Origin of the sequence: Micromonospora carbonacea, from assembly GCF_014205165.1 — a bacterium.
Classification (GTDB): Bacteria; Actinomycetota; Actinomycetes; order Mycobacteriales; family Micromonosporaceae; genus Micromonospora; species Micromonospora carbonacea.
Genome location: NZ_JACHMZ010000001.1, coordinates 1,207,631 through 1,228,274, shown reverse-complemented (window position 1 = coordinate 1,228,274; position 20,644 = coordinate 1,207,631). Strand labels below are relative to the sequence as shown.

The window sequence follows — 20,644 nt, the reverse complement described above, 5'->3', positions numbered from 1 at the left end:
CGCCGGGTCACCGGCAACCGCGTACGGTCGCCGCCGCTCACTCTATGACCGCCTGCGGCGGTTAGGAAGGGCCCCCTGTGCAACAGAATGCGTTAACAAGGGGCCCTTCCTTACCGGCACCGCCTAGCTGGGCAGGGTCCACTTCTGGTTGGCCCCGCCGTGGCAGGACCACTGGTGCACGACCGCGCCGTCGGCCGAGTTGTTGCCGGAGACGTCCAGGCACTTGCCCGACTGCGTGTTGCGCAGGCTCCCGTCGGACTGCGCCGCCCACCGCTGGGCACCGCCGCCGTTGCACGACCAGAGCTGCACCTTCGCCCCGTCGGCCGAGGAGCCGCCGTTGACGTCCAGGCACTTGCCCAGCGACCGCAGCGTGCTGTCCGTGCCCACCGTCCACTGCTGGCCGGCGGCGCCGTTGCAGGTGAACAGCTGGATCTGGGTGCCGTCGGCCGACGAGCCGTTGCGCACGTCCAGGCACTTGCCGGCCAGCCCGACGATCCGCCCGGTGCGGGTCGTCGGCGGGTTCGTGCCGCCCAGCTCCTTGATCCGGATGTTGCGGAACGACACGTCGTCACCGGTGCCGTGGTTCTGGACGCCGACGTAGCCGGCGAGCGAGCGGGCCGGGTCGGTGTTGGTGAAGTCGTTGATCTTCACGCCGTTGAGCAGGACCTGGAGCCGCTCCCCCTCGACCAGCAGCTCGTAGGTGTTCCACTCCCCCGGCGGGTTGAGCGCGGCGTCGCGGGCGGCCAGGTCGGCGGACTTGACCCCGTAGATCGAGCCGGTGGTGCGGTCGTCGGAGTCGGTGGCGTCGATCTGCACCTCGTACCCGTTGGTCATCGCCGAGTTCGGGTCGGTGGAGGCGGGGAAGCCGACGAAGACCCCGGAGTTGTCGTCCCCGGGGATCCGCCAGTCCAGCTTGAGCGAGTAGTTGGTGAACTGCTTCGCGCTGTACCAGTACAGGCCGAGGCCGCCGGAGGAGCTGAGGGTGGCGTCGGTGTTGGTGAAGCCGCCCGGCCCCGCCTGGCTCCAGCCGGTCGTGGAGCCGTTGTAGAGGGCGGTGTAGCCGGTCTCGGGCCGGCAGTCGGCCTTCGTGCGCCCGGCCGCGTACCGGATGCCGCCGAGCAGGTGGGCGCGGAACGCCGCCTCGGAGTACGACGACTGGCTGTGGCCGCCGCCGGTGTAGAAGGACCGGCCGCCGTTGTAGGTCTTGCACCAGGCGTGCGGGTGGTCGCCGCCCATCGCCCCGCCGGAGTACGACGACTCGTCGAGGCTGGCCAGCACGTGCGCGGTGGAGCGGGCGTTGGTGCGGAAGTCGTACCACTCGTCGGTGCGGGTCCAGGTCTGGCCGAGGTGGGCGGTGGCGGCGTGCGCCCGGTCCTCCACCTTCACCCGGGCCTGCTGGATGGCCGGGTGGGAGGCGAACCACGCGCCGACGAGGTTGCCGTAGAACGGCCAGTTGTACTCGGTGTCGGCGGCGGCGTGCACGCCGACGTAGCCACCGCCGGCCCCGATGTACGACTCGAACGCCGCCTGCTGGCTGTCGTTGAGCACGTCGCCGGTGGTGTTGAGGAAGATCACCGCCTCGAAGCGGGCCAGGTTGGCGGTGGTGAACTGGGCGGCGTCCTCGGTGGCGGTGACGGTGAAGCTGTTGGCCGCGCCGAGGTCACGGATGGCCTGGGTGCCCACGGCGATGGAGTCGTGCCGGAAGCCGGCGGTCTTGGAGAAGACCAGCACGTCGTACGGGGCGTCGGCGGCCGACGCCGGGGTGGCCGGGGTGGTGCAGGCGAGCACGGCCAGGGCGGCGGTGGCCGCGCCGAGGAGGGGACGGAGGAGTCTTCGCATGTCGTTCTCCTGGGTGTGGTGGCGGTGCGGTCCCCCGCCCGGGGCGGGGGACCGCAGGGAGACCGCAGAGGTGCCTTAGGGCAGGGTCCACTTCTGGTTGGCCCCGCCGTTGCAGGTCCACAGGTGCACGACCGTGCCGTCGGCGGAGTTGTTGCCGGAGACGTCCAGGCACTTGCCCGTCGGGGTGTTGCGCAGCGAGCCGTCGGACTGCGCCGCCCACCGCTGGGCGTTGCCGCCGTTGCACGACCAGAGCTGGACCTTCGTCCCGTCGGCCGAGGCGCCGCCGTTGACGTCGAGGCACTTGCCCAACGACCGGATCGTGGCGTCGCTGCCCACCGTCCACTGCTGGCCGGCGGCGCCGTTGCAGGTGAACAACTGCACCTGCGTGCCGTCGGTCGAGGAGCCGTTGCGCACGTCCAGGCACTTGCCGGCCAACCCGACGATCCGCCCGGTGCCGGTCGGCGGCGTCACGGTGCCGGTGTTCAGGGTGAACGCGTCGACGTCGTACAGCGTCCCGGAGCCACCGGCGAAGGTGAGGTAGAGCGTGGTGGTGCCGGTCGGCGGGTTGGAGATCGACCCGGTGACGGTGGTGAAGGTCTCCCACGACCCGGTCACCGGGACGGTCACCGAGCCGAGCACCGTGCCGGTCGCCGAGCCGGTGCGGACCTGGAGGGTGCCGCCCGCGCCGGCCGAGGAGACCCGGGCGGTGAAGGAGGTGACGTTGCCGATCCGGTACGGCTCGAAGGCGATCCACTCCCCGTTCTGGATGTCGCCCACGGTCTTGCCGCCCTCGGCGGTGGTCTTGTCGTAGGTGCTGATGCCGGACGAGGTCTTGAAGTGCTCGGCCTGCCGGTGCCGGGGCTGGAGGATGTGCTGGGTGTGGGTGGTCAGGCCGCCGGCGTCGGTGTACTCGGCGTCGAAGACGGCGAAGATGTTCGCCGCGTCGTCGTGCTCGCCGTCGACGGGGATGGTGATGTTGCCGGAGCAGCCGTTCTGCGAGGCGATCTGGTGGCCGTGCTGGTCGTGGCCGAGCACGTAGGTCATCTTGACCTTGGTGCAGTCGATGTTGCCGTCCTCGGGGTCGGTGACGGTGATGCTGAACGGCACGGTGTCACCGAAGGAGAACAGGCTGCCGTTGGCCGGCCCGGTGATGGTGACCGTCGGGGCGGTGTTGCCGACGTTGACAGTGACGCTGCTGGAGCCGGTCGCGCCCTGCGGGTCGCGCACGGTCAGCGTCGCGGTGTACGACCCGTCCGTGGTGTACGTCTTCGTCGGGTTGGCCGCCGTGGAGGTGGTGCCGTCGCCGAACGCCCACGAGTAGGTCAGCGCCCCGCCCTCCGGGTCGGCGGACCCGGCGGAGGAGAAGTTCACGGTCAGCGGGGCCGGCCCGGAGGTCCGGTCCGCGCCGGCGCGGGCGACCGGCGCCCGGTTGCCGACGCCGACGTAGTCGAAGCGGTACAGCGCCGAGTTGGCGTCGCCGTTGTAGTAGCCGGTGCCGTAGTCGAGCACGTAGTACGCCCCGTCGGGGCCGAACGCGGAGTCCATCACCTGCTTGCCGACCCACGGGAAGCTGTCGATGGTGCCGGGCGACCCGTCGGTGTTGAGGTGGATCGGCTTGATCCAGCCCCGGCCGAACTCGGTGGCGAAGAACTGCCCGTCGAAGGACTGCGGGAACTTCGTCGCCGAGGGGTTGTTGGCGTCGAACCGGTAGACCGGGCCGGCCGCCGGCGACTCGGAGCCGCTGCCGAACGCGGGCGGGCTGCCGGAGTCGCCGCCGTACTTGATCCAGGAGGGCTTGGCCGGCGGGAGGGTGGTCAGGCCGGTGTTGCGGAACGAGTTGTTCGTGGGTCCGCCGGTGCAGTTGAACTTGGGGCCGGTGGAGTTGCTGGCGAAGTCCCACTCGTTGTAGGTCTCGGCGGTGGTGTTGGTGCCGGTGCAGTACGGCCAGCCGTAGTTGCCGGGGCCGGTGACCCGGTTGAACTCGACCTGGCCGGCGGGGCCCCGGTTGGAGTTGGTGCTGCCGGCGTCCGGCCCGTAGTCGCCGACGTAGACGACGCCGGTGGCCTTGTCGACGCTGATCCGGAACGGGTTGCGGAAGCCCATCGCGTAGATCTCGGGGCGGGTCTTCGCGGTGCCGGGGGCGAAGAGGTTGCCGGCCGGGATCGAGTACGTGCCGTCGGCGTTCACCTTGATCCGCAGGAGCTTGCCCCGCAGGTCGTTGGTGTTGCCGGCGCTGCGCTGCGCGTCGTACGCCGGGTTGCGGTTGGTGCGCTCGTCGAGCGGCGAGTAGCCGGCGGAGTCGAACGGGTTGCTGTCGTCGCCGGTGGACAGGTAGAGGTTGCCGGCGGCGTCGAAGTCCATGTCGCTGCCGACGTGGCAGCAGATGCCCCGGTCGGTGCCGACGTCGAGGATGTCGACCTTGCTGGACATGTTGATGGTGAAGTCGGAGTTCAGGGTGAAGCGGGACAGCCGGTTGACGCCCTGCCAGGCGGACCAGTTGGTGCCGGTGGCGGGCGCGTCGCCGCCGGGGGTGGACAGCGGCGGGGCGTAGTAGAGGTAGATGTGCCGGTTGGTGGCGAAGTTCGGGTCGACCCCGAGGCTCTGCATCCCGTCCTCGTCGTGGGTGTAGACGGGGATCGTGCCGATGGTCCGGGTGGTGCCGGTGGCGTCGGTGCGCCGCACCGTGCCGTTGCGGGCGGTGTGCAGCACCGACCGGTCCGGCAGCACGGCCAGCGACATCGGCTCGCCCATCTCGGAGACGCCGCGGGCCAGCTCGACCTGCTGGAAGTCGCTGGCGTTGATGGTGTGCGCGGCGGCCGGCGCCGCCGACACGGTCACGGCGGTGGCCGCGGCGAACACCGTGAGCAGGGCGGTGCCCGCCGCCGCCCAGCTGCGGGCCGGGCCGTGGTGACCGGTGGCGCGGCGGTGGTGACGAAGTCTTCTGTACATGCAGGGGTGCCCTCTCTGGCCGGTGGTGGAGGCGCGTCGTCGCGCCGGCTGCCGCGGCGGACGTCCCTTCGGCACGGCGGTGGACGTTCCTCGGCGGGCTGCGCTCGTCGACAGGGACGAGACCGTCGGCACGCGGGGACGGAGATGGCGGCCGGCAGCTCGTCGACGAGGGCACCGCGCCCACTGGAAACACCTCGTCGAACCGGTTCGCAGCAGATTTACATTAATCTATGTGCGCGGTTGTGTCGAGGATGTTTCGAAAATGTGCGGCTGCCGCCGGCCCGGCACGAACGGGCTGCGCCCAGCACCGCTGACCCGGCGGAGGGCGTCAGACCGTCCGGACTATGGTCCGGGCGGCCAGCCCGGCGAGCGCCTCCCGGGCGGCGGGGGCGAGCGGCGCGTCGGCCAGGGCCCGCAGGCCCGCCTTGGCGCGCATCCGGATCATCCGCTCGATCTCGTCCCGGGCCCCCGTGGCCTCGATGATGGCCCGCAGCTCGGCGGCGCCGTCGTCGTCCAGGTCGGCGTTGCCGAACAGCTCCCGCAGCCGGGCGCTCTGCGCCCGGTCCGCCGCCTGCCGGGCCAGCGCCATCATCACCGTCGGCTTGCCCTCCCGCAGGTCGTCCAGGACGGACTTGCCGGTGACCTGCGGGTCGCCGAAGACGCCCAGCACGTCGTCGCGGAGCTGGAAGGCGTCGCCGAGCGGGTCGCCGAACTCCGCCAGCGCCTCCGCCAGCTCCGGCGGGCCGCCGGCCAGGGCCGCGCCGATCTGCAACGGCCGGGTCACCGTGTACCGGGCGGCCTTGAGCCGGATCACGGTGAGCGCGCTGGCCACCGAGCCGTCGCCCACCCCGGAGACCAGGTCCAGGTACTCCCCCGCGATCACCTCGGTACGCATCAGCGCGAACACCGCGTACCCGCGTTGCAGCTCGTCGCGGCCCAGCCCGCACTCGTGGAACATCTGGTCCGCCCAGGCGGCGCAGAGGTCACCGCAGAGCAGGGCGGTGTTGCGCCCGTACGCCTCCGGGTCGCCCCGCCACGCGGAGCGGGTGTGCAGGTCGGCGAAGATGCGGTGCACCGACGGCGCGCCCCGCCGCCGGTCGCTGTGGTCGAGGATGTCGTCGTGGATCAGCGCGAAGGCGTGGAACAGCTCCAGCGCCGCCGAGGCGACCAGGATCGGGGTGCCGTCCCCGCCGTCGTCCTGGCCGCCGGCGGCCCGCCAGCCCCAGTAGCAGAACTGGGGCCGCAGCCGCTTGCCGCCGGCCAGGACGAACCGGTGCAGGGCCGCGAAGATGCCCCGCGGCGCGCCGTCGGGCCAGTCGGGGGCCTGCCGGTCGAGGAAGGCGGCCAGCTCGGTGTCGACCCGGGTGCGCAGGCCGCTCGCGTCGCTGGGCGCGGCCGTCACCGTCATGTTGTTTCTCCCTGTTCAGTGGCGAGGCCGGTTCACCCGTGGCGGGTCAGGCCGGCCAGCTCCAGCAGCAGCGCCTTCACCTCGGTCGCCGCCACCGCGTCGCGGGCCGGGCCGGGGTCGGAGCAGAGCAGCACCGGACCGTCGGCCGGGTCGGCCGGCAGCCGGCCGTGCGACCCGCGCACCGCCCGCGCGCCCGCGTCCAGCCCCACCACGCTCATCAGGTACCGCATACCCAACTTCTTCCGGGCCAGCGCGGTCGCGGCCCGGCGCTTCGCCGCCCCGGGGGCGGCCGGGTCGAAGAACAACTCGGCGGGGTCGTAGCCGGGCTTACGGTGGATCTCCACGAGCCGGGCGAAGTCGGGGGCGCGGGCGTCGTCGAGCCAGTAGTAGTACGTGAACCAGGCGTCCGGCTCGGCCACCAGCACCAGCTCGCCGCTGCGCGGGTGCGCCAGCCCGTACGCGGCCTGGCCGTCGGCGTCGAGCACCTCGGCCACCCCGGGCAGCCCCGCGCAGAGCTTCGCCACCGCCGGCACGTCGGCCGGGTCGCGGACGTACACGTGGGCGATCTGGTGGTCGGCGACGGCGAACGCCCGGGACGTCCACGGGTCCAGGTACTCCATGCCGTCCTGGGTGTGGACCCGCAGCAGCCCCTCGGCGCGCAGCAGCCGGTTGACGTCCACCGGGCAGGCGACGTCGGTGATGCCGTACTCGGACAGGGCCACCACCGTGGCGCCCTTGGCGCGGGCGGCGTCGATCAGCGGGCCGAGCACCTTGTCCAGCTCCGCCGCCGCGGCGGCGGCCTGCGGCGAGGACGGCCCGAACCGTTGCAGGTCGTAGTCCAGGTGCGGGACGTAGACCAGGGTCAGGTCGGGGGCGTGGTCGGCGAGGATCTGCTCGGCCGCCCGGCAGATCCACGCCGACGACGGCAGCCCGGCCCCCGGCCCCCAGTACGTGAACAGCGGGAACGTGCCCAGCTTCGCGGTCAGCGCGTCGTGCAGCTCGGGCGGGTCGGTGTAGCAGTCGGGCTCCTTGCGGCCGTCGGCGTAGTAGACCGGGCGGGGGGTGACCGTCCAGTCCACGTCCGCGCCCATGGCGTACCACCAGCACACGTTGGCCACCGTGTAGCCCGGCTCGACCTTCCGGGCGGCCTGCCACAGCTTCTCCCCGCCGACCAGGGCGTTGTGCTGCCGCCACAGCAGAACCTCGCCGAGCTCCCGGAAATACCAGCCGTTGCCGACGATGCCGTGCCCGGCCGGCGGCTCGCCGGTGAGGAACGTGGACTGCACCGCGCAGGTGACCGCCGGCAGCACCGTGCCGAGCGGGGCGGTGAAGCCGCCGTCGGCCACCGACCGCAGCCGGGGCATGTGGGCCAGCAGGCGTGGGGTCAGGCCCACCACGTCCAGCACCACCAGTCGCCTGCTCACCGCAGCACCCCCGTCCCGAGTGATGTGAGACCCACGGCGACCAGCTCGTCGCGGGCGAAGGCCAGTTCGGCGGCGATCCCGGCGGCCAGCTCGGCCGCGTCGCGGGGCCGCCGCTGGACCGGCAGCACCCCCCAGGTGTACGTCTCGACGTCGAGGTGGTCGCAGCCGGCGACCGGGCCGGCGAACAGCGCGGCCAGCGCGGCGCGCAGCACCGGCACGGTCGCGGTCAGCGGCGGCTCGGGCGGGGCGTGCAGCGGCACGTGGTAGTGCACCCGCCACGCGCCGGGCAGCGACGCGGCGAGGGCCGCGTCGAGGTCGTCGGCGGCGTACGCCGGGTCGGCCGGGTCGGCGGCGTGGCCGCAGCCGGCCGCGCGGGTCTGGTGCAGGAAGCGCGGCTCCACCCACGGGCGCAGCGCCTCCACCGCCGTGGCCGGGGCCTCGATCGCGGCGGACACCTGCACCTTCACCACCGGCAGCCCGGCGGCGGCGAGCCGGCCCAGGGCGGCGGCCGGCTCCTCCCACGCGCAGGCCAGGTGGGCCAGGTCCAGGCAGACGCCGAGCCGCGCCGGGTCGGTGCCGGCGAGCAGGGCGGCGGCCTGGCCGGTGGACTCCACCACGCAGCCCGGCTCCGGCTCGAAGCCGACCCGCACGGTGCGGCCGGTGTCGCGCTCGACGCCGGCCAGCCCGGCGGCCAGCGCGTCGAGCCGCCGCCGCGCCGCGTCGGCCCGGTCGGCGTCCCACGGGGTGCGCCAGGCCAGCGGCAGGGTGGAGACCGAGCCCCGGGCCGCGTCGTCGGGCAGCAGGTCGGCCAGCACCCGGGCCAGGTCCAGGGTGTACGCGAGCCGCTCGGGCGTCGTCCAGTCCGGGTGGTAGACGGCGTGCTTCACCACCGGGGCCTGGAACGCCGCGTACGGGAAGCCGTTGAGCGTCACCACCTCCAGCCCGCGCGCGGTCAGCTCGGCGCGCAGCCGGCGGCGCAGGCCCTCGTCGGCGGCGAGCGCGGCGGCCACCGGGGCGGCCAGCCACAGCCCCAGCCCGAGGCGGTCGGAGTCGAGGGCGCGGCGCACCGGCACGGCGTAGGTGTCCAGTTGGGCGAGGATGCCGGCGAGGTTCTCGGCGGGGTGCACGTTGGTGCAGTAGCCGAGGTGGACGGTCTCGCCGCCGCCGTGGCGCAGCCGCATCAGCTGCCGCCGCGCAGGATCGAGTTGCCGGCGAACGTGCCGCCGGCCGGGGCCGCCCCGCCGGAGCCGCCCGTGCCCGGCTGCCCGGCCGCCGCGTCGGCGTCGACGACGCCGGTCAGGTCGAGCCGGCCGGACTGGGCGTAGAACTCGACCGGGTTGCGCCACAGCACCCGGTCGACGTCGTCGGCGGTGAACCCGGCCAGCAGCATCGCCTCGCCGGTGGCCCGGGTCAGCAGCGGGTCGGACCGGCCCCAGTCGGCGGCCGAGTTGACCAGCATCCGCTCGGTGCCGTACAGCCGCAGCAGCTCCACCATCCGCGGCGGCGACATCTTGGTGTCGGGATAGATGGAGAAGCCCAGCCAGCAGCCGGAGTCCCGGACCGGGCCGGCGGTCACCTCGTTGAGGTGGTCGAGCACCACCAGGCCCGGGTCGATGCCGGACTCGGCGACCACCGCGAGGCTACGCTCCACGCCCCGGGCCTTGTCCCGGTGCGGGGTGTGCACCATGGCCGGCAGCTCGTGTGCGACGGCCAGGGCGAGCTGGGCGGCGAACGCCTCGTCCTCGGCCGGGGTCATCGAGTCGTACCCGATCTCGCCGACCGCGACCACGCCGTCCTTCTCCAGGTAGCGGGGCAGCAGGTCGAGCACCGGCCGGCAGCGCGGGTCGTTGGCCTCCTTCGGGTTCAGCGCGATGGTGGCGTGGTGCCGGACGCCGAACTGCGCGGCCCGGAACGGCTCCCACCCGATGATCGAGTCGAAGTAGTCGGCGAAGCTGTCCGGGCTGGTGCGCGGCTGGCCCAGCCAGAACGCCGGCTCCACCACGGCCCGGACCCCGGCGGCGGCCATCCGCTCGTAGTCGTCGGTGGTGCGCGAGGTCATGTGGATGTGCGGGTCGAAGATGCGCATGGTCACGCCTTCCGGGCGTCGGACGGTACGGCGGGGTCCGCGACCGGGTTCGCGGCGGGGCCTGCGGCGGGGCTCCCGGTGGGGCTCCCAGTGGGGCTCGCGGCGGCGGTGAGCCGGTCGAGCAGGGCGGCGGCGTCGGCCGGCACCTCCCGGCCGGCGGCGCGCCGCTCGACGGCGAACCCACCCAACATGGCGGCCAGCCCGGCGTCGGCGCGGGCGTCGAGGTCGTGCACCACGGCCAGCGGCACGCCGGTGAAGACGCACTTGAGCACGGCCTGCCGCCAGGCGTCCGCGTCGAGGTGCCGGGAGTACGGGCCGAGGGCGGCGGCGATCAGCCGGGTGTCGTTGGTGCGGATCGCGTCGTGCAGCAGCGGCTCGCACTCCGCGCCGATCGGCAGCAGCGGCAGGGCCCGCAGCACGGCCCGCTTCTCGGCGGCGTCGCCGTGCCGGTAGACGTCGGCGGCGTGGCCGGCGTGGTCGGCGGGCAGCGCCGCCAGCAGCAGCGCGCGGGCCGCCTCGTCGGCCGTCCAGCCGGGGGCGTCGGGCAGCGGGTCCCGGCCGCAGCGGCGCGCGGCGGCGGCGACGAACCGCGCGACCGTCGCCGGCTCGGCCGCGACGCGCTCGACCGCCGCGTCCAGCCACTCCGGGTCCGGTGCGCCGCGCAGGGCGGCGCGTAGTCGTTCGGGTGTCATCCCGCTCTCCCTTCCGAGCTGGTGCGGACGGTGCTCAGCCGCCGCCGGGGTGGTCGGACGGTGTGCCGGGCCCGGCGGCGGCGCGCGCCACGGCGACGTGCCCGGCGGCGGAGTGCCCGGCGGCCACGGCGCGCTCGGCGGCGGCGCGGAGGAAGTCGAGGGACCGGGCGGCCACCTGCGGGGCGGCGTGCGAGTGCCGGGGCAGCTCCACGGCGACCAGCCCGGCGTAGCCGACCTCGGCGAGCGCGGCGAGCACCGGCGGGAAGTCGATCTCGCCGGTGCCGAACTCCAGGTGTTCGTGCACGCCCCGGCGCATGTCGTCGATCTGCACGTTGACCAGGTGCGCGCCGACGGACCGGACGCAGTCGGGCACGTCGGCCGGCTCCAGGCAGCGGCAGTGTCCGATGTCGAGGGTGAGGCCGAACGCCGCCGGGCGGCCCAGGGCGTCGCGCAGCCGCCGCCAGCCGGCGATGTCCTCGACGAGCATCCCCGGCTCCGGCTCGAAGCCGAGCCGCATCCCGGCGGCGTCGGCCGCCGCGCAGACGGTGGCGCAGCCGGCCACGAGGCGGTCCCAGGCGACGGCCGGCGCGACGTCGGCGGGGCGCACCCCGGCCCAGAAGGAGACCGCCTCGGCGCCCAGGTCCGCGCCGACCGCGACGGCCCGGCGGAGGAACTCGACGCGGCGGGCCGGGTCGTCGTGCAGCAGGGTGGGCGCGTGCTTGTGCCACGGGTCGAGCAGGAACCGGGCCCCCGTCTCGACCACCACGGCGAGCCCGAGCGCGTCGAGGCGGCGGGCCACGGCGGCCGTGCGGCGGGCCAGGTCGGGGGCGAACGGGTCGAGGTGGTCGTGGTCGAGGGTGAGCGCCACCCCCCGGTAGCCGAGGTCGGCGACGACGGCGAGCGCGTCGTCGAGCCGGTGGTTGGCGAAGCCGTTCGTGCCGTAGCCGAACCGCAGCGAGCCGGGCCCGGTCGGGGCGGCGGGTCGGTCGACGGTGACGGGTCGGTCGGCGGTGGCGGGGTCGGCCGGCGGGTCGGCGGTCACGTCGGGGACACCTTCCGGGCCAGCAGCCGGCCCAGCGGCGCGGCGGCGGCGACCGCGAGGCCCAGCAGCCCCGCGCCGGCCCGGGCGGTCAGCGCGCCCTGCAACGCGGGCAGCCCGGTGATGCCCGCGCCGACGGCGGCCCGGACCCGCCCCGCCGAACCGTCGGCGAGCACCCGGGCCTGCGCCCCGCCGTAGCGGGCGAGGTAACCGGCGGCGAGGGCCGCCGGGGCGGCGGCGGGCCGGGGGCCCACTGCCGCGGCGGCGACGAGGGCCGTGCCGGCGAGGGTCGCGCCGGGCAGGACCCGGTCGGTCCCGCCGACCTCGCGGCGGGACAGGGCGGTGACCGTCCAGGTGTGCGCGGCGACGGTGGCCGCCGCCGGCACGGCCCGGGACAGCCGGCCGCCGGTCGCGCCGAGCAGCACGTCCAGCCCCCGGCAGGCCGCCATCACGGCGGGGCCGGCGGCGGTGTTCTTGGCCGCCAGGTCGTACGCCCAGACGGCGGCGGCCAGCGGCACGGCGACGGCGGCGGCGCGCCGGCCGCCCGCCGCGGCGGCCAGGGCCACCCCGGCGGCGGTGAGGCCGGCGGCGACGCCGAGCGCGGCGGGCGGGCTGACCCGGCCGCTGGGAATGGGCCGCTCCGGGCGCTCGACCGCGTCGAGGCCCCGGTCGGCCCAGTCGTTGGCGGCCATCCCGGCCCAGTAGAGCAGCACCGACGCGGCGGCCAGGCCGGGCGTACGCCGACCGAGCGCGCCGGCCGCCGCCGCGCCGGCCAGCACGTCGCCGGGCACGGAGAGCCCGGCCGGGGCGCGGACCAGCTCGGCCAGGTCGCCGAGGGTGCTCACGCGGCACCGCCGGCCGGCGGCGTCCCGGCCCCGGCGTGCAGGTCGGCGGCGAACGCGGCCAGCCGGGCCCACTGCTCGCCCAGCGCGTGACCGGGGGCACGATCGGCGGTCGCACCCGCGTCCGGCCCGGAGTCGGCGGGGCCGAGCGGGTCCTTGAAGAAGAACGCCAGGTCGGTCAGGGGCCCGTGCCGGCCGGCGGCGTGCGCGGCGGCGGTGATCCGGGCCAGGTCGAGCACGAGCGGGGCGGCCAGCGCGGAGTCGCAGCCGTGCCAGGTGAACTCCAGCCGCATGCCGGTGCCGAGGAAGCCGGCGAAGGTGATCAGATCCCAGGCCGTCTTGAAGTCGCCCAGCTCCTCGACGTAGTCGATGCGGGTGTCGCCCTGCGGGACGTACCCGAGGATCTCGCCGAGGACGCGCTGCTTGCTGGCGACCTTGGCGGCGTTGGCGTCCGGCTGGGCCAGGGTCGCGCCGTCGCCGCCGCCGAGCAGGTTCGTGCCGGACCAGGAGCGCACCGCGAGGTGCCGCATCGCGAACATCGGGGCGAGCACCGACTTGAGCAGGGTCTCCCCGGTCTTGCCGTCGTGCCCCGCGTACGGCACGGCGTGCCGGGCGGCCAGCGCCGCGAGGGCGGGCAGCCGGGCCCCGGTCGACGGGGTGAAGTCCACGTAGGGGCAGCCGGCGGTGAACGCCGCGTACGCGTACAGCGAGCTGGGCGGCAGCACCTCCGCGCCGGCGGCGAGCGCGGCGGCCAGGGCGTCGGGGTCGGCGTGCGCGGGGTGCGGGCGGGCGGCCGGCTCGGTGGCCGAGACGTTGACCACCACCACCCGGTCCAGCCCGTGCCGTTCGCGGAACGCGGCGAGGTCGGCGACGACGGCCGCGGCCCGGTCGGCCTGGGTCCCGCCCATCGGGGCGGGGCGCACGTCGTCGTCGACGGCGGCCAACTCCTCGCCGAGCGCGGCGACCAGCCGGGCCGGGACCACCCCGGCGTCGGCCAGGGCCTCGGCCCGCTTGGCCAGCGGGGTGGCGGCCACGTCGTGACCGCCGAACACGAGGTCGGCGAACGAGGGCCACGCGGGGCCCCGCAGCTCGGACAGCTCGGTGACGCAGCCGGTCGGGCCGGTGAGCCCGGCCCGCAGGGCGAGCGCCCCGACGATGCTGGTGGTCGCGACCGAGCCGCGCGCCCCCACCAGCCAGACACCCGTACGCATGGTGCTCCTTCCGCCAGTGGTCCCAGCATAGATCAACGTCGATATTATGCGCCCCGCCCGGCCGCCCGGCCCGACTCCCCACGTCCGGCGCCGAAAGCGGCGACAACGGTGCCGGGCGGGTTCGCCGGATCGGGCGGCGGACGGAGCTGGCAGGCAGGGTCGGTCGGCGTCCCGTCCCTGTCTCCCCCGCAGTGCGTGGTGCCCGGCCCTCCGGCGCGACCGGGGAATCCCGGTCCGGCCGCGCCGGAGAAGCCGTCGTGCTGTCGTGCGCGCCGGGCGGGTGCCCGCCGTCGCACGCCCTCCGGAGCCGACCCCGTCCCCGCCGCGGGGCGCAACCGCGGCGGGTCCCTCGCCGGCCGGTCCGGAAAGCCTCTGGTCGGGCGGCGCGGCCCGTGGGCCGCACCGCCGTCCGGTCAGGCGGCGACCGCCTCCAACGCCGGCTCCACGTCGGTCCAGCTGGAGCCCTGCTCCGCCGAGTGGGTCACCGCGTCCAGCACGAGCTGGACCTGCAACCCGTCGACGAACGACGGCGCGGGGTCGACGCCGGTGGCGATCGCCTCGACGAGGTCGCGCGCCTGGTGGGTGAAGCTGTGCTCGTAGCCGATGATGTGGCCCGGCGGCCACCACGCCGACATGTACGGGTGCTCGGCCTCGGTCACCAGGATGCGGGTGAAGCCCTGCTCGGCGGCGGGCCGCGTCGCGTCGTAGAACTCCAGCTCGTTGAGGCGTTCCAGGTCGAAGACCAGGGTGCCCAGCGAACCGTTGATCTCGATCCGCAGCGCGTTCTTGCGGCCGGTGGCGAAGCGGCTCGCCTCGTACGTGGCCAGCGCGCCGTCGGCGAGCCGGGCCACGAAGACCGCCGCGTCGTCCACGGTGACCGGTCCCGTGTCCGGGCCCGGACCGTCGGCCGCGCCGTTGCCGGCGGCCTGCGCGGCCAGGCCGCTGTACTCCGCCGGCAACGGACGCTGCTTGACGAACGTCTCGGTGATCGCGCTGACCCCCGTGATCCGCTGGCCCGTGACGTACTGGGTCATGTCGATGATGTGCGCACCGATGTCACCCAGCGCGCCGGAGCCCGCCTTGTCCCTCTGCAACCGCCAGACCAGCGGGAACTGCGGGTCGACGATCCAGTCCTGGAGGTACGCCGCCCGGACGTGGCGGATGGTGCCGAGTCTTCCGTCGGCGATCATCTGCCGCATCAGGGTGACCGCCGGGACCCGGCGGTAGGTGAAGCCGCACATGGACCGGACCCCCGACGCCTGCGCGGCGATCGCCGCGGCGGCCATCTCGCGGGCCTCGGCGACCGTGTTGGCCAGCGGCTTCTCGCAGAGCACGTGCTTGCCGGCGGCCAGCGCGGCCAGCGCGATCTCGGCGTGGCTGTCCCCCGGTGTGCAGATGTCGACCACGTCGATCTCGTCGGACTCGACGAGGCTACGCCAGTCCGTGGTGTACCCGTCCCAGCCGAGCCGGTCGGCGGCCTCGGCCACCTTGCCGGTGTCCCGGCCGCAGACCAACGACATCCGCACCTGCGCCGGCAGGTCGTACACCCGGTTCACGGTGCGCCACGCCTGTGAGTGCGCGGCGCCCATGAACGCGTAGCCGACCATCCCGACCCGCAGTTGACTGTGGTGAGTGGACAAGGTGGGTCTCCCCCCGTGTGTCAGAACCCGAGCTTGAGGTAGTTGCTCGCGTTCTCCTTGGTGATCGTCTCGGACGCCAGCACGATCTCCTTGGGCACCTGGAGCTCCACCAGGTCGGACATGCCCTTGCCCTGGCCGATGAGCCGGGCGAGCGAGATCGCGGAGGACGCCATCGACGGGCTGTAGGTGACGGTGGCCTTCAGGACCGTGTTGTCGGCCTGGATGTCCTCCATCGCCTTCTTCGAGCCGGCGCCGCCGACCATGAAGAATTCCTTGCGGTTGGCCTGGTTGACGGCGGCGAGCACCCCGATGCCCTGGTCGTCGTCGTGGTTCCAGATCGCGTCGATCTTCGGCAGCGCCTGGAACAGGCCGGTGGCGGCCTGCTGGCCGGAGTCCGCCGTGAACTCCGCCGGACGCCGGTTGGCCACCTTGAAGCCGCTCGCGGCGAGCGTGTCCGCGAAGCCCTTCGAGCGCTCCTGGGTCAGCTCCAGCGAGTCGATGCCGGGGATCTCGCCGATGATCGGGTTGCTGACGCCCTTGGCCTTGAGCTGCTCGATGATGAAGGTGGCCGCGGCCACCCCCATGCCGTAGTTGTCGCCCTTGATCTGGAGCCGGTAGGCCCGGGCGTCCGGGAAGGCCCGGTCCAGGTTGACCACGGGGATGCCGGCCTTCATGGCCTCCAGGCCGAAGGCGTTGAGCTCCTTGCCGTCGTGCGGCAGCAGCACGATGACGTCCGGCTTCTGGGCGACCAGGGTGGACAGCGCCGCCCGCTGGGCCGCCGCGTCCGCGCCGGCCTCGACCGACGTGAACTTCACGTCGGAGTACGCGCCGGCCTGCGCCTTGGCGTTGTTGGTGATGGCGGCGATCCAGCCGTGGTCGGCGGCCGGGGCGGAGAAGCCGATGGTCACCTGCTTGCCCGGGGCGCTGTTGCCGCCTGAGGCGGCCTCGGCCACCTTGGTCTGCGCCGCCGTGGGCGCCGCCTCGTTGCTGGTGCACGCGGTGAGCAGCGCGCCCGCGCCGAGCGCGGCCCCGCCGAACAGCAGCCGCCGACGGGACAGGTCCCGACTGTGCTGGGTCATGACGACCTCCTGGAAGAGGGTGGTGGGCGGAAGAAGGGTGTGGTGCGCCGAGCCACCGTCGGTGCGACGGTCGCCGGATGTGCTGGGCGGTGTGGTGCCTCGGGTGGTGGTGCGGGTGGTGCTCGGGTGCCTCGGGCGGATCAGGTGGTGGTGAGGCGGTTGCGGCCGAGGAACTGGGTGAAGCTGCGGAACTGGAACTGCTGGATCAGGACGGCGGCCACGATGATCCCGCCCTTGACCATGTTCTGGGCCTCGGTGGAGAGGCCGTTGATGGCGAAGAGGTTGGTGATGGTGGAGAAGATGATCACCCCGAGCAGGGAGCCGACGATGGTCCCCCGCCCGCCGCTGAGCAGCGTGCCGCCGATGATCGCGGCGGCGATCGCGTCCAGCTCGTAGAGGTTCGCCATCGCCGCCTGGGCGGAGTTGGCCTGCGCGGTCAGCATGATCGCGGCGATGCCGCAGCAGAGGCCGGACAGCGCGTAGAGCAGCACGGTGTGCCGCCGCACGTTGATGCCGGCGAGCCGGGCCGCCTCCGGGTTGCCGCCGACGGCGACGGTGCGCCGGCCGAACGTCGTCCGGTTGAGCAGCACCCAGCCGGCGACCACCACGGCGGCGAGGATGTAGACCAGCAGGGGGATGCCGAGCGGGCTGGTGCTGGCGATCCCGTTGATCACACTGTTGCTCGACACCTGGGTCTGCTTGTCGGAGATCTCCGCGGCCAGGCCCCGGGCGGCCACCATCATGGCCAGGGTGGCGATGAACGGCACCAGCTTCCCGTAGGAGACGAGCAGGCCGTTGACCAGGCCGACGCCCAGCCCGACGGCGAGCGCCGTGAAGATCATGCCACCCGTGCCGTAGCTCTGGGTGGCCAGCGTGGTGGCCCACACCCCGGCCAGCGCCACGATCGCGCCGACCGACAGGTCGATCCCGCCGCCGATGATCACGAACGTCATGCCGACGGTGACCACGCCGACCACGGACGCGAGCTTGAGGATGGTGAGGATGTTGTCCCACACCCAGCTCGAGTTGCCGTACAGGTCGGGGCGGGTCGCGATGCCGATCACGACCAGCACGACGAGGACGCCGATCAGGCCGAGGTTGCGCCGGGCGCCCTCGCCGCTGTCGCCGCGCCAGAAGGAGAGCCGGCCGGCAGGGGCGGCCCCGTGGTGACCGGGGCTCTTGGCGGTCGCCGCCGTCGCGGCGGGGTCCACGGGCGGGGACTGGGCCGGCAGCTCCGCCGGCCGCTCCGGTGTGGCGGTGGGTGTGCTATCGGTCATGCTGGTGCGCCTTCCATCAGCGACCCCGCCATGACGAGGTCGAGCACCGTGTCTTCGTCCAGTTCACCGGCGGGCGCCTCGCGCACCATCCGGCCCTCGCGCATCACCAGCACCCGATCGGCCAGGCCGAGCACCTCGGGCACCTCGCTGGAGACCAGCAGCACCCCGACGCCCTGGGCGGCCAGCCCCCGGATCACCTGGTACAGCTCCGCCCGGGCACCGACGTCGACGCCCCGGGTGGGCTCGTCGAGCAGCAGCAGCTTCGTGCCGCCGAGCAGCCAGCGCCCGACCACGACCTTCTGCTGGTTGCCGCCGGAGAGGGTGCGCACCGGCCGGCGCACGTCGCGGGGACGCAGCTCCAGGGAGTCGGCGATTCCCTCCGCCTCGGCCCGTTCCCGCCCGGCGTCGGTGAAGCCGAGGCGGGCGAACCGGCCGAACGTGGCCAGCGTGACGTTGCGGAAGATCGGTTCGCCGAGCAGCAGCGCCTGGCTCTTGCGCTCCTCGGGGGCCAGCCCCATGCCGGCCCGTACCGCCGCGCCGACGCTGCCCGGACGCAGCGCGTGCCCGCCCATCCGGACCGTGCCGGCATCCGCGCGGCGTGCGCCGTAGATGGTCTCCATCAGCTCGGAGCGGCCGGAGCCGACCAGCCCCGCGATGCCGACGATCTCGCCGGCCCGCACGCGCAGCGACACGTCGGCGAACTCCCCGGCCCGGGTCAGCCCGTCGACCTGGAGCAGCTCCGCGCCGGCGCCGGTGTCGGCGGGACGGTCCGGGAAGACGTACTCGATGGTGCGGCCCGTCATCTTCGCGACCAGCTCGCCGGTCGGGGTGTCGCGCGCCGGCAGGTTCGCCGCCGTGGTCCGGCCGTCCTTGAGTACGGTCACCCGGTCGCCGATCTCGCGGATCTCCTCCATGCGGTGGGAGATGTAGATGACGGCGATGCCCTGCGCGGTCAGCTCACGGATGATCCGGAACAGGTTGCCCACCTCGTCGTGGGCCAGCACCGCGCTCGGCTCGTCCATGATGATCAGTCGGGCCTCGTGGGAGAGCGCCCGGGCCATGCTGACGATCTGCTTGCCGGCCGCCGGCAGCGCCCGCACCATCCGGCCCGGCGGGATCTCGCCGTGGCCGAGCCGGCCCAGGATCTCCCGGGTCCGGCGGGCCATGTGGCCGCGGCGGACGAAACCGCCCCGGCGCGGCTCGTGGCCGAGGAACGCGTTCTCGGCGACCGACAGGTCGTCGACCAGGTCGAGTTCCTGGTAGATCGTGGCGATGCCGGCGCGCATGGCGGCCTGTGGGTTGGTGAACTCGACCGGCTGGCCCCGCCACTGCACCTGGCCCGAGTCGGGGCGGTGCACCCCCGCGAGGACCTTGATCAGGGTGGACTTGCCGGCGCCGTTCTGGCCGAGCAGGCAGTGCACCTCGCCGGCCCGCACCTCGAGCTGCACCCCGCCCAGCGCCCGTACGCCGGGGAAGGTCTTCACCACGTCGGTCAGCCGCAGCACCACCTCACCGGCCACGGTGTCGGCGGGGGCCTCGACCAGCGGGGCCGCGTTCTCGTCCTGGCTCATGACGCCTCCCCGAAGGCCACGTCGCTGGCGAGCACGGCGGCGCCGGCCACCCCGGCGCGCGAGCCCAGCTCGGACAGGACGACCGGCAGGTTGCCGGTGGCCAGTGGCAGCGACCGGCGGTAGACCACGCTGCGGATCTCGGCGAGCAGGATGTGGCCCAGCCTGGCCAGCCCGCCGCCGATCACGATCATCGACGGGTTGGTGAAGCTGACCAGCCCGGCCAGCACGCCGCCGACCCGCCGGCCGCCGTCGCGGATGAGCTGGATGCAGACCACGTCGCCCTCGATGGCGCCCTCGGCGACGTCCTCCGCCGTGACGGTGCCCCGGGTGGACAGTCGCTCGGCCAGGGCCGGCGAGGAGCCGTTGCGGGCGGCGGCGTTCGCGTCGCGGGCCAGGGCGGCCCCGCTGAACAGCGCCTCCAGGCAGCCGGCGTTGCCGCAGGAGCACGTCGGCCCGTGCGTGTCGACCTGGATGTGGCCGATGTCCCCGGCGCAGCCGTCGGTGCCCCGGTAGACCTCGCCGCTGAGGTAGATCCCGCACCCGATGCCGGTGCCGATCTTGACGAACAGGAAGTCGTCCACCGAGTGGGCGACGCCGCCGTGCCGCTCGCCGATCGCCATGATGTTGACGTCGTTGTCGACCACCGCGGGGCAGCCGTGCTCGCGGGTCAGCAGCTCGCGGACGGGGAAGCGGTCCCAGCCCGGCATGATCGGCGGCGAGACCGGCACCCCGTCGCGGAAGCTCACGGGCCCGGGGACGCCGATGCCCACGGCGTGCAGCCGCTCGTACGCCCCGTCGACCCGGAACTTGTGCAGCAGCTCGTTGACCCGCTGGAGGGTCACCTTCGGACCGTTGCGGATGTCGGCCGGCTCCGCGTACGCGGACACCGGCTCCAGCCGCCCGTTGACCACCTCGACGTCGATCGAGCTCGCCCCGAGGTCGACCGCCGCGAAGCGCAGCTGCGGGTTGAGCTCGACCAGGGTCGACCGGCGCCCGCCCCGCGACGCCGCGAGGCCGGCCTCGGCGACGTAGCCGAGGTCCACCAGCCGCTCCAGCTCGGCGAGCAGCCGGGGGCGCGCCATCTCCAGCCGGTCGCCCAGCTCCGCCCGGGACACGGCTCCCTCGTCGCGGAGCAACCGCAACAGCCGCAGGTGCAGGGGCTCCACCGTTCGCACCGGCAACTCACCTCCGCATCGGAGTCGTTCACATCGACGAAATCGCGACGTGTTGTGTGCGACACAGTAGAAGCGTTCTGCGGCCACTGTCCAGAGCTTCGGCCAATCCGACCACAACTTTCGTCCGTTCGAACAAAAGCAAGTAGTCGACCTAGAAAAGCCTTCGCCCCGCCGCCGGGAGGAGCGAACGGGGCGGAAGGGGCGAACGAGACGGTGACCGGCGATGCGACGGCTAGCGACCGACGGTGGAACTGCACAGCTTGCGGTCGTCGCGCAGCTCAACGCACGGCCTCCGCATCGGCCGACCGCCCGACGGAGAGCGCCCGACCGCGCCCCCGCTCGGCGTCGAACTCCGCAGGCGGAAGCCTCGGCGGAGGCCATCGCCTCCCCCCTCGCGGTCGCACCTCCCCAA

The 20,644-nt window shown here is 74.1% G+C and carries 15 protein-coding genes; all 15 read right to left on the bottom strand.

The features are described 5' to 3' along the window. Positions 1–123 precede the first annotated feature (123 nt). Positions 124–1,839, bottom strand: coding sequence for a ThuA domain-containing protein (locus HDA31_RS05620; RefSeq protein WP_074474628.1), 1,716 nt, complete (start codon positions 1,837–1,839; stop codon positions 124–126). Between the two features lie 75 nt (positions 1,840–1,914). After that, positions 1,915–4,788, bottom strand: coding sequence for a carbohydrate-binding protein (locus HDA31_RS05615; protein WP_178066057.1), 2,874 nt, complete (start codon positions 4,786–4,788; stop codon positions 1,915–1,917). A gap of 328 nt (positions 4,789–5,116) precedes the next feature. After that, positions 5,117–6,196 carry a polyprenyl synthetase family protein gene (locus HDA31_RS05610; protein WP_074474626.1) on the bottom strand — a complete coding sequence of 360 codons (1,080 nt, stop codon included), beginning with the start codon at positions 6,194–6,196 and terminating at the stop codon, positions 5,117–5,119. A gap of 32 nt (positions 6,197–6,228) precedes the next feature. Continuing rightward, positions 6,229–7,620, bottom strand: a complete 1,392-nt coding sequence (locus HDA31_RS05605) for an alkaline phosphatase family protein (protein ID WP_178066058.1) — start codon at positions 7,618–7,620, stop codon at positions 6,229–6,231. Beyond that, positions 7,617–8,801: a metabolite traffic protein EboE gene (gene eboE / locus HDA31_RS05600; RefSeq protein ID WP_178066059.1), complete on the bottom strand. Its 1,185-nt coding sequence runs from the start codon at positions 8,799–8,801 to the stop codon at positions 7,617–7,619. The genes HDA31_RS05605 and eboE overlap by 4 nt, the downstream gene beginning before the upstream one ends. Further along, positions 8,801–9,706, bottom strand: a complete 906-nt coding sequence (locus tag HDA31_RS05595; RefSeq protein ID WP_178066060.1) for a TatD family hydrolase — start codon at positions 9,704–9,706, stop codon at positions 8,801–8,803. Before HDA31_RS05595 ends, eboE begins: the two co-directional genes overlap by 1 nt. A 2-nt stretch (positions 9,707–9,708) precedes the next feature. Further along, entirely contained in the window at positions 9,709–10,398 is a 690-nt protein-coding gene (locus tag HDA31_RS05590; protein ID WP_178066061.1) for an EboA domain-containing protein, read from the bottom strand. Between the two features lie 34 nt (positions 10,399–10,432). Beyond that, complete coding sequence (locus tag HDA31_RS05585; RefSeq protein WP_178067733.1) at positions 10,433–11,353, bottom strand: sugar phosphate isomerase/epimerase family protein; 921 nt, start codon at positions 11,351–11,353, stop codon at positions 10,433–10,435. Between the two features lie 83 nt (positions 11,354–11,436). Beyond that, positions 11,437–12,282 carry an SCO3242 family prenyltransferase gene (locus HDA31_RS05580; RefSeq protein WP_178066062.1) on the bottom strand — a complete coding sequence of 282 codons (846 nt, stop codon included), beginning with the start codon at positions 12,280–12,282 and terminating at the stop codon, positions 11,437–11,439. After that, a complete protein-coding gene (locus HDA31_RS05575) occupies positions 12,279–13,490 on the bottom strand; it encodes an inositol-3-phosphate synthase (protein WP_178066063.1) in 1,212 nt (403 codons plus the stop codon). The genes HDA31_RS05580 and HDA31_RS05575 overlap by 4 nt, the downstream gene beginning before the upstream one ends. 413 nt (positions 13,491–13,903) lie before the next feature. Continuing rightward, positions 13,904–15,097, bottom strand: coding sequence for a Gfo/Idh/MocA family protein (locus tag HDA31_RS05570; RefSeq protein WP_178067735.1), 1,194 nt, complete (start codon positions 15,095–15,097; stop codon positions 13,904–13,906). A gap of 53 nt (positions 15,098–15,150) precedes the next feature. Further along, positions 15,151–16,209: a substrate-binding domain-containing protein gene (locus tag HDA31_RS05565; protein ID WP_178066064.1), complete on the bottom strand. Its 1,059-nt coding sequence runs from the start codon at positions 16,207–16,209 to the stop codon at positions 15,151–15,153. Positions 16,210–16,349: 140 nt separating this feature from the next. Further along, positions 16,350–17,486 (bottom strand): ABC transporter permease, encoded by a 1,137-nt coding sequence (locus HDA31_RS05560; protein WP_178066065.1) that lies wholly within the window; start codon positions 17,484–17,486, stop codon positions 16,350–16,352. Continuing rightward, positions 17,483–19,057, bottom strand: coding sequence for a sugar ABC transporter ATP-binding protein (locus HDA31_RS05555; protein ID WP_178066066.1), 1,575 nt, complete (start codon positions 19,055–19,057; stop codon positions 17,483–17,485). The genes HDA31_RS05560 and HDA31_RS05555 overlap by 4 nt, the downstream gene beginning before the upstream one ends. Next, positions 19,054–20,232 carry an ROK family protein gene (locus HDA31_RS05550; RefSeq protein WP_178066067.1) on the bottom strand — a complete coding sequence of 393 codons (1,179 nt, stop codon included), beginning with the start codon at positions 20,230–20,232 and terminating at the stop codon, positions 19,054–19,056. The genes HDA31_RS05555 and HDA31_RS05550 overlap by 4 nt, the downstream gene beginning before the upstream one ends. Positions 20,233–20,644: the final 412 nt, after the last annotated feature.

Excerpts from the sequence above, each read along its gene's own strand:
- HDA31_RS05575 (WP_178066063.1), bottom strand. The coding sequence starts at position 13,490 with ATGCGTACGGGTGTCTGGCTGGTGGGGGCGCGCGGCTCGGTCGCGACC.
- HDA31_RS05555 (WP_178066066.1), bottom strand. The coding sequence starts at position 19,057 with ATGAGCCAGGACGAGAACGCGGCCCCGCTGGTCGAGGCCCCCGCCGAC.
- HDA31_RS05595 (WP_178066060.1), bottom strand. The coding sequence starts at position 9,706 with ATGCGCATCTTCGACCCGCACATCCACATGACCTCGCGCACCACCGAC.
- eboE (WP_178066059.1), bottom strand. The coding sequence starts at position 8,801 with ATGCGGCTGCGCCACGGCGGCGGCGAGACCGTCCACCTCGGCTACTGC.
- HDA31_RS05620 (WP_074474628.1), bottom strand. The coding sequence starts at position 1,839 with ATGCGAAGACTCCTCCGTCCCCTCCTCGGCGCGGCCACCGCCGCCCTG.
- HDA31_RS05590 (WP_178066061.1), bottom strand. The coding sequence starts at position 10,398 with ATGACACCCGAACGACTACGCGCCGCCCTGCGCGGCGCACCGGACCCG.
- HDA31_RS05560 (WP_178066065.1), bottom strand. The coding sequence starts at position 17,486 with ATGACCGATAGCACACCCACCGCCACACCGGAGCGGCCGGCGGAGCTG.
- HDA31_RS05610 (WP_074474626.1), bottom strand. The coding sequence starts at position 6,196 with ATGACGGTGACGGCCGCGCCCAGCGACGCGAGCGGCCTGCGCACCCGG.
- HDA31_RS05615 (WP_178066057.1), bottom strand. The coding sequence starts at position 4,788 with ATGTACAGAAGACTTCGTCACCACCGCCGCGCCACCGGTCACCACGGC.
- HDA31_RS05565 (WP_178066064.1), bottom strand. The coding sequence starts at position 16,209 with ATGACCCAGCACAGTCGGGACCTGTCCCGTCGGCGGCTGCTGTTCGGC.
- HDA31_RS05570 (WP_178067735.1), bottom strand. The coding sequence starts at position 15,097 with ATGGTCGGCTACGCGTTCATGGGCGCCGCGCACTCACAGGCGTGGCGC.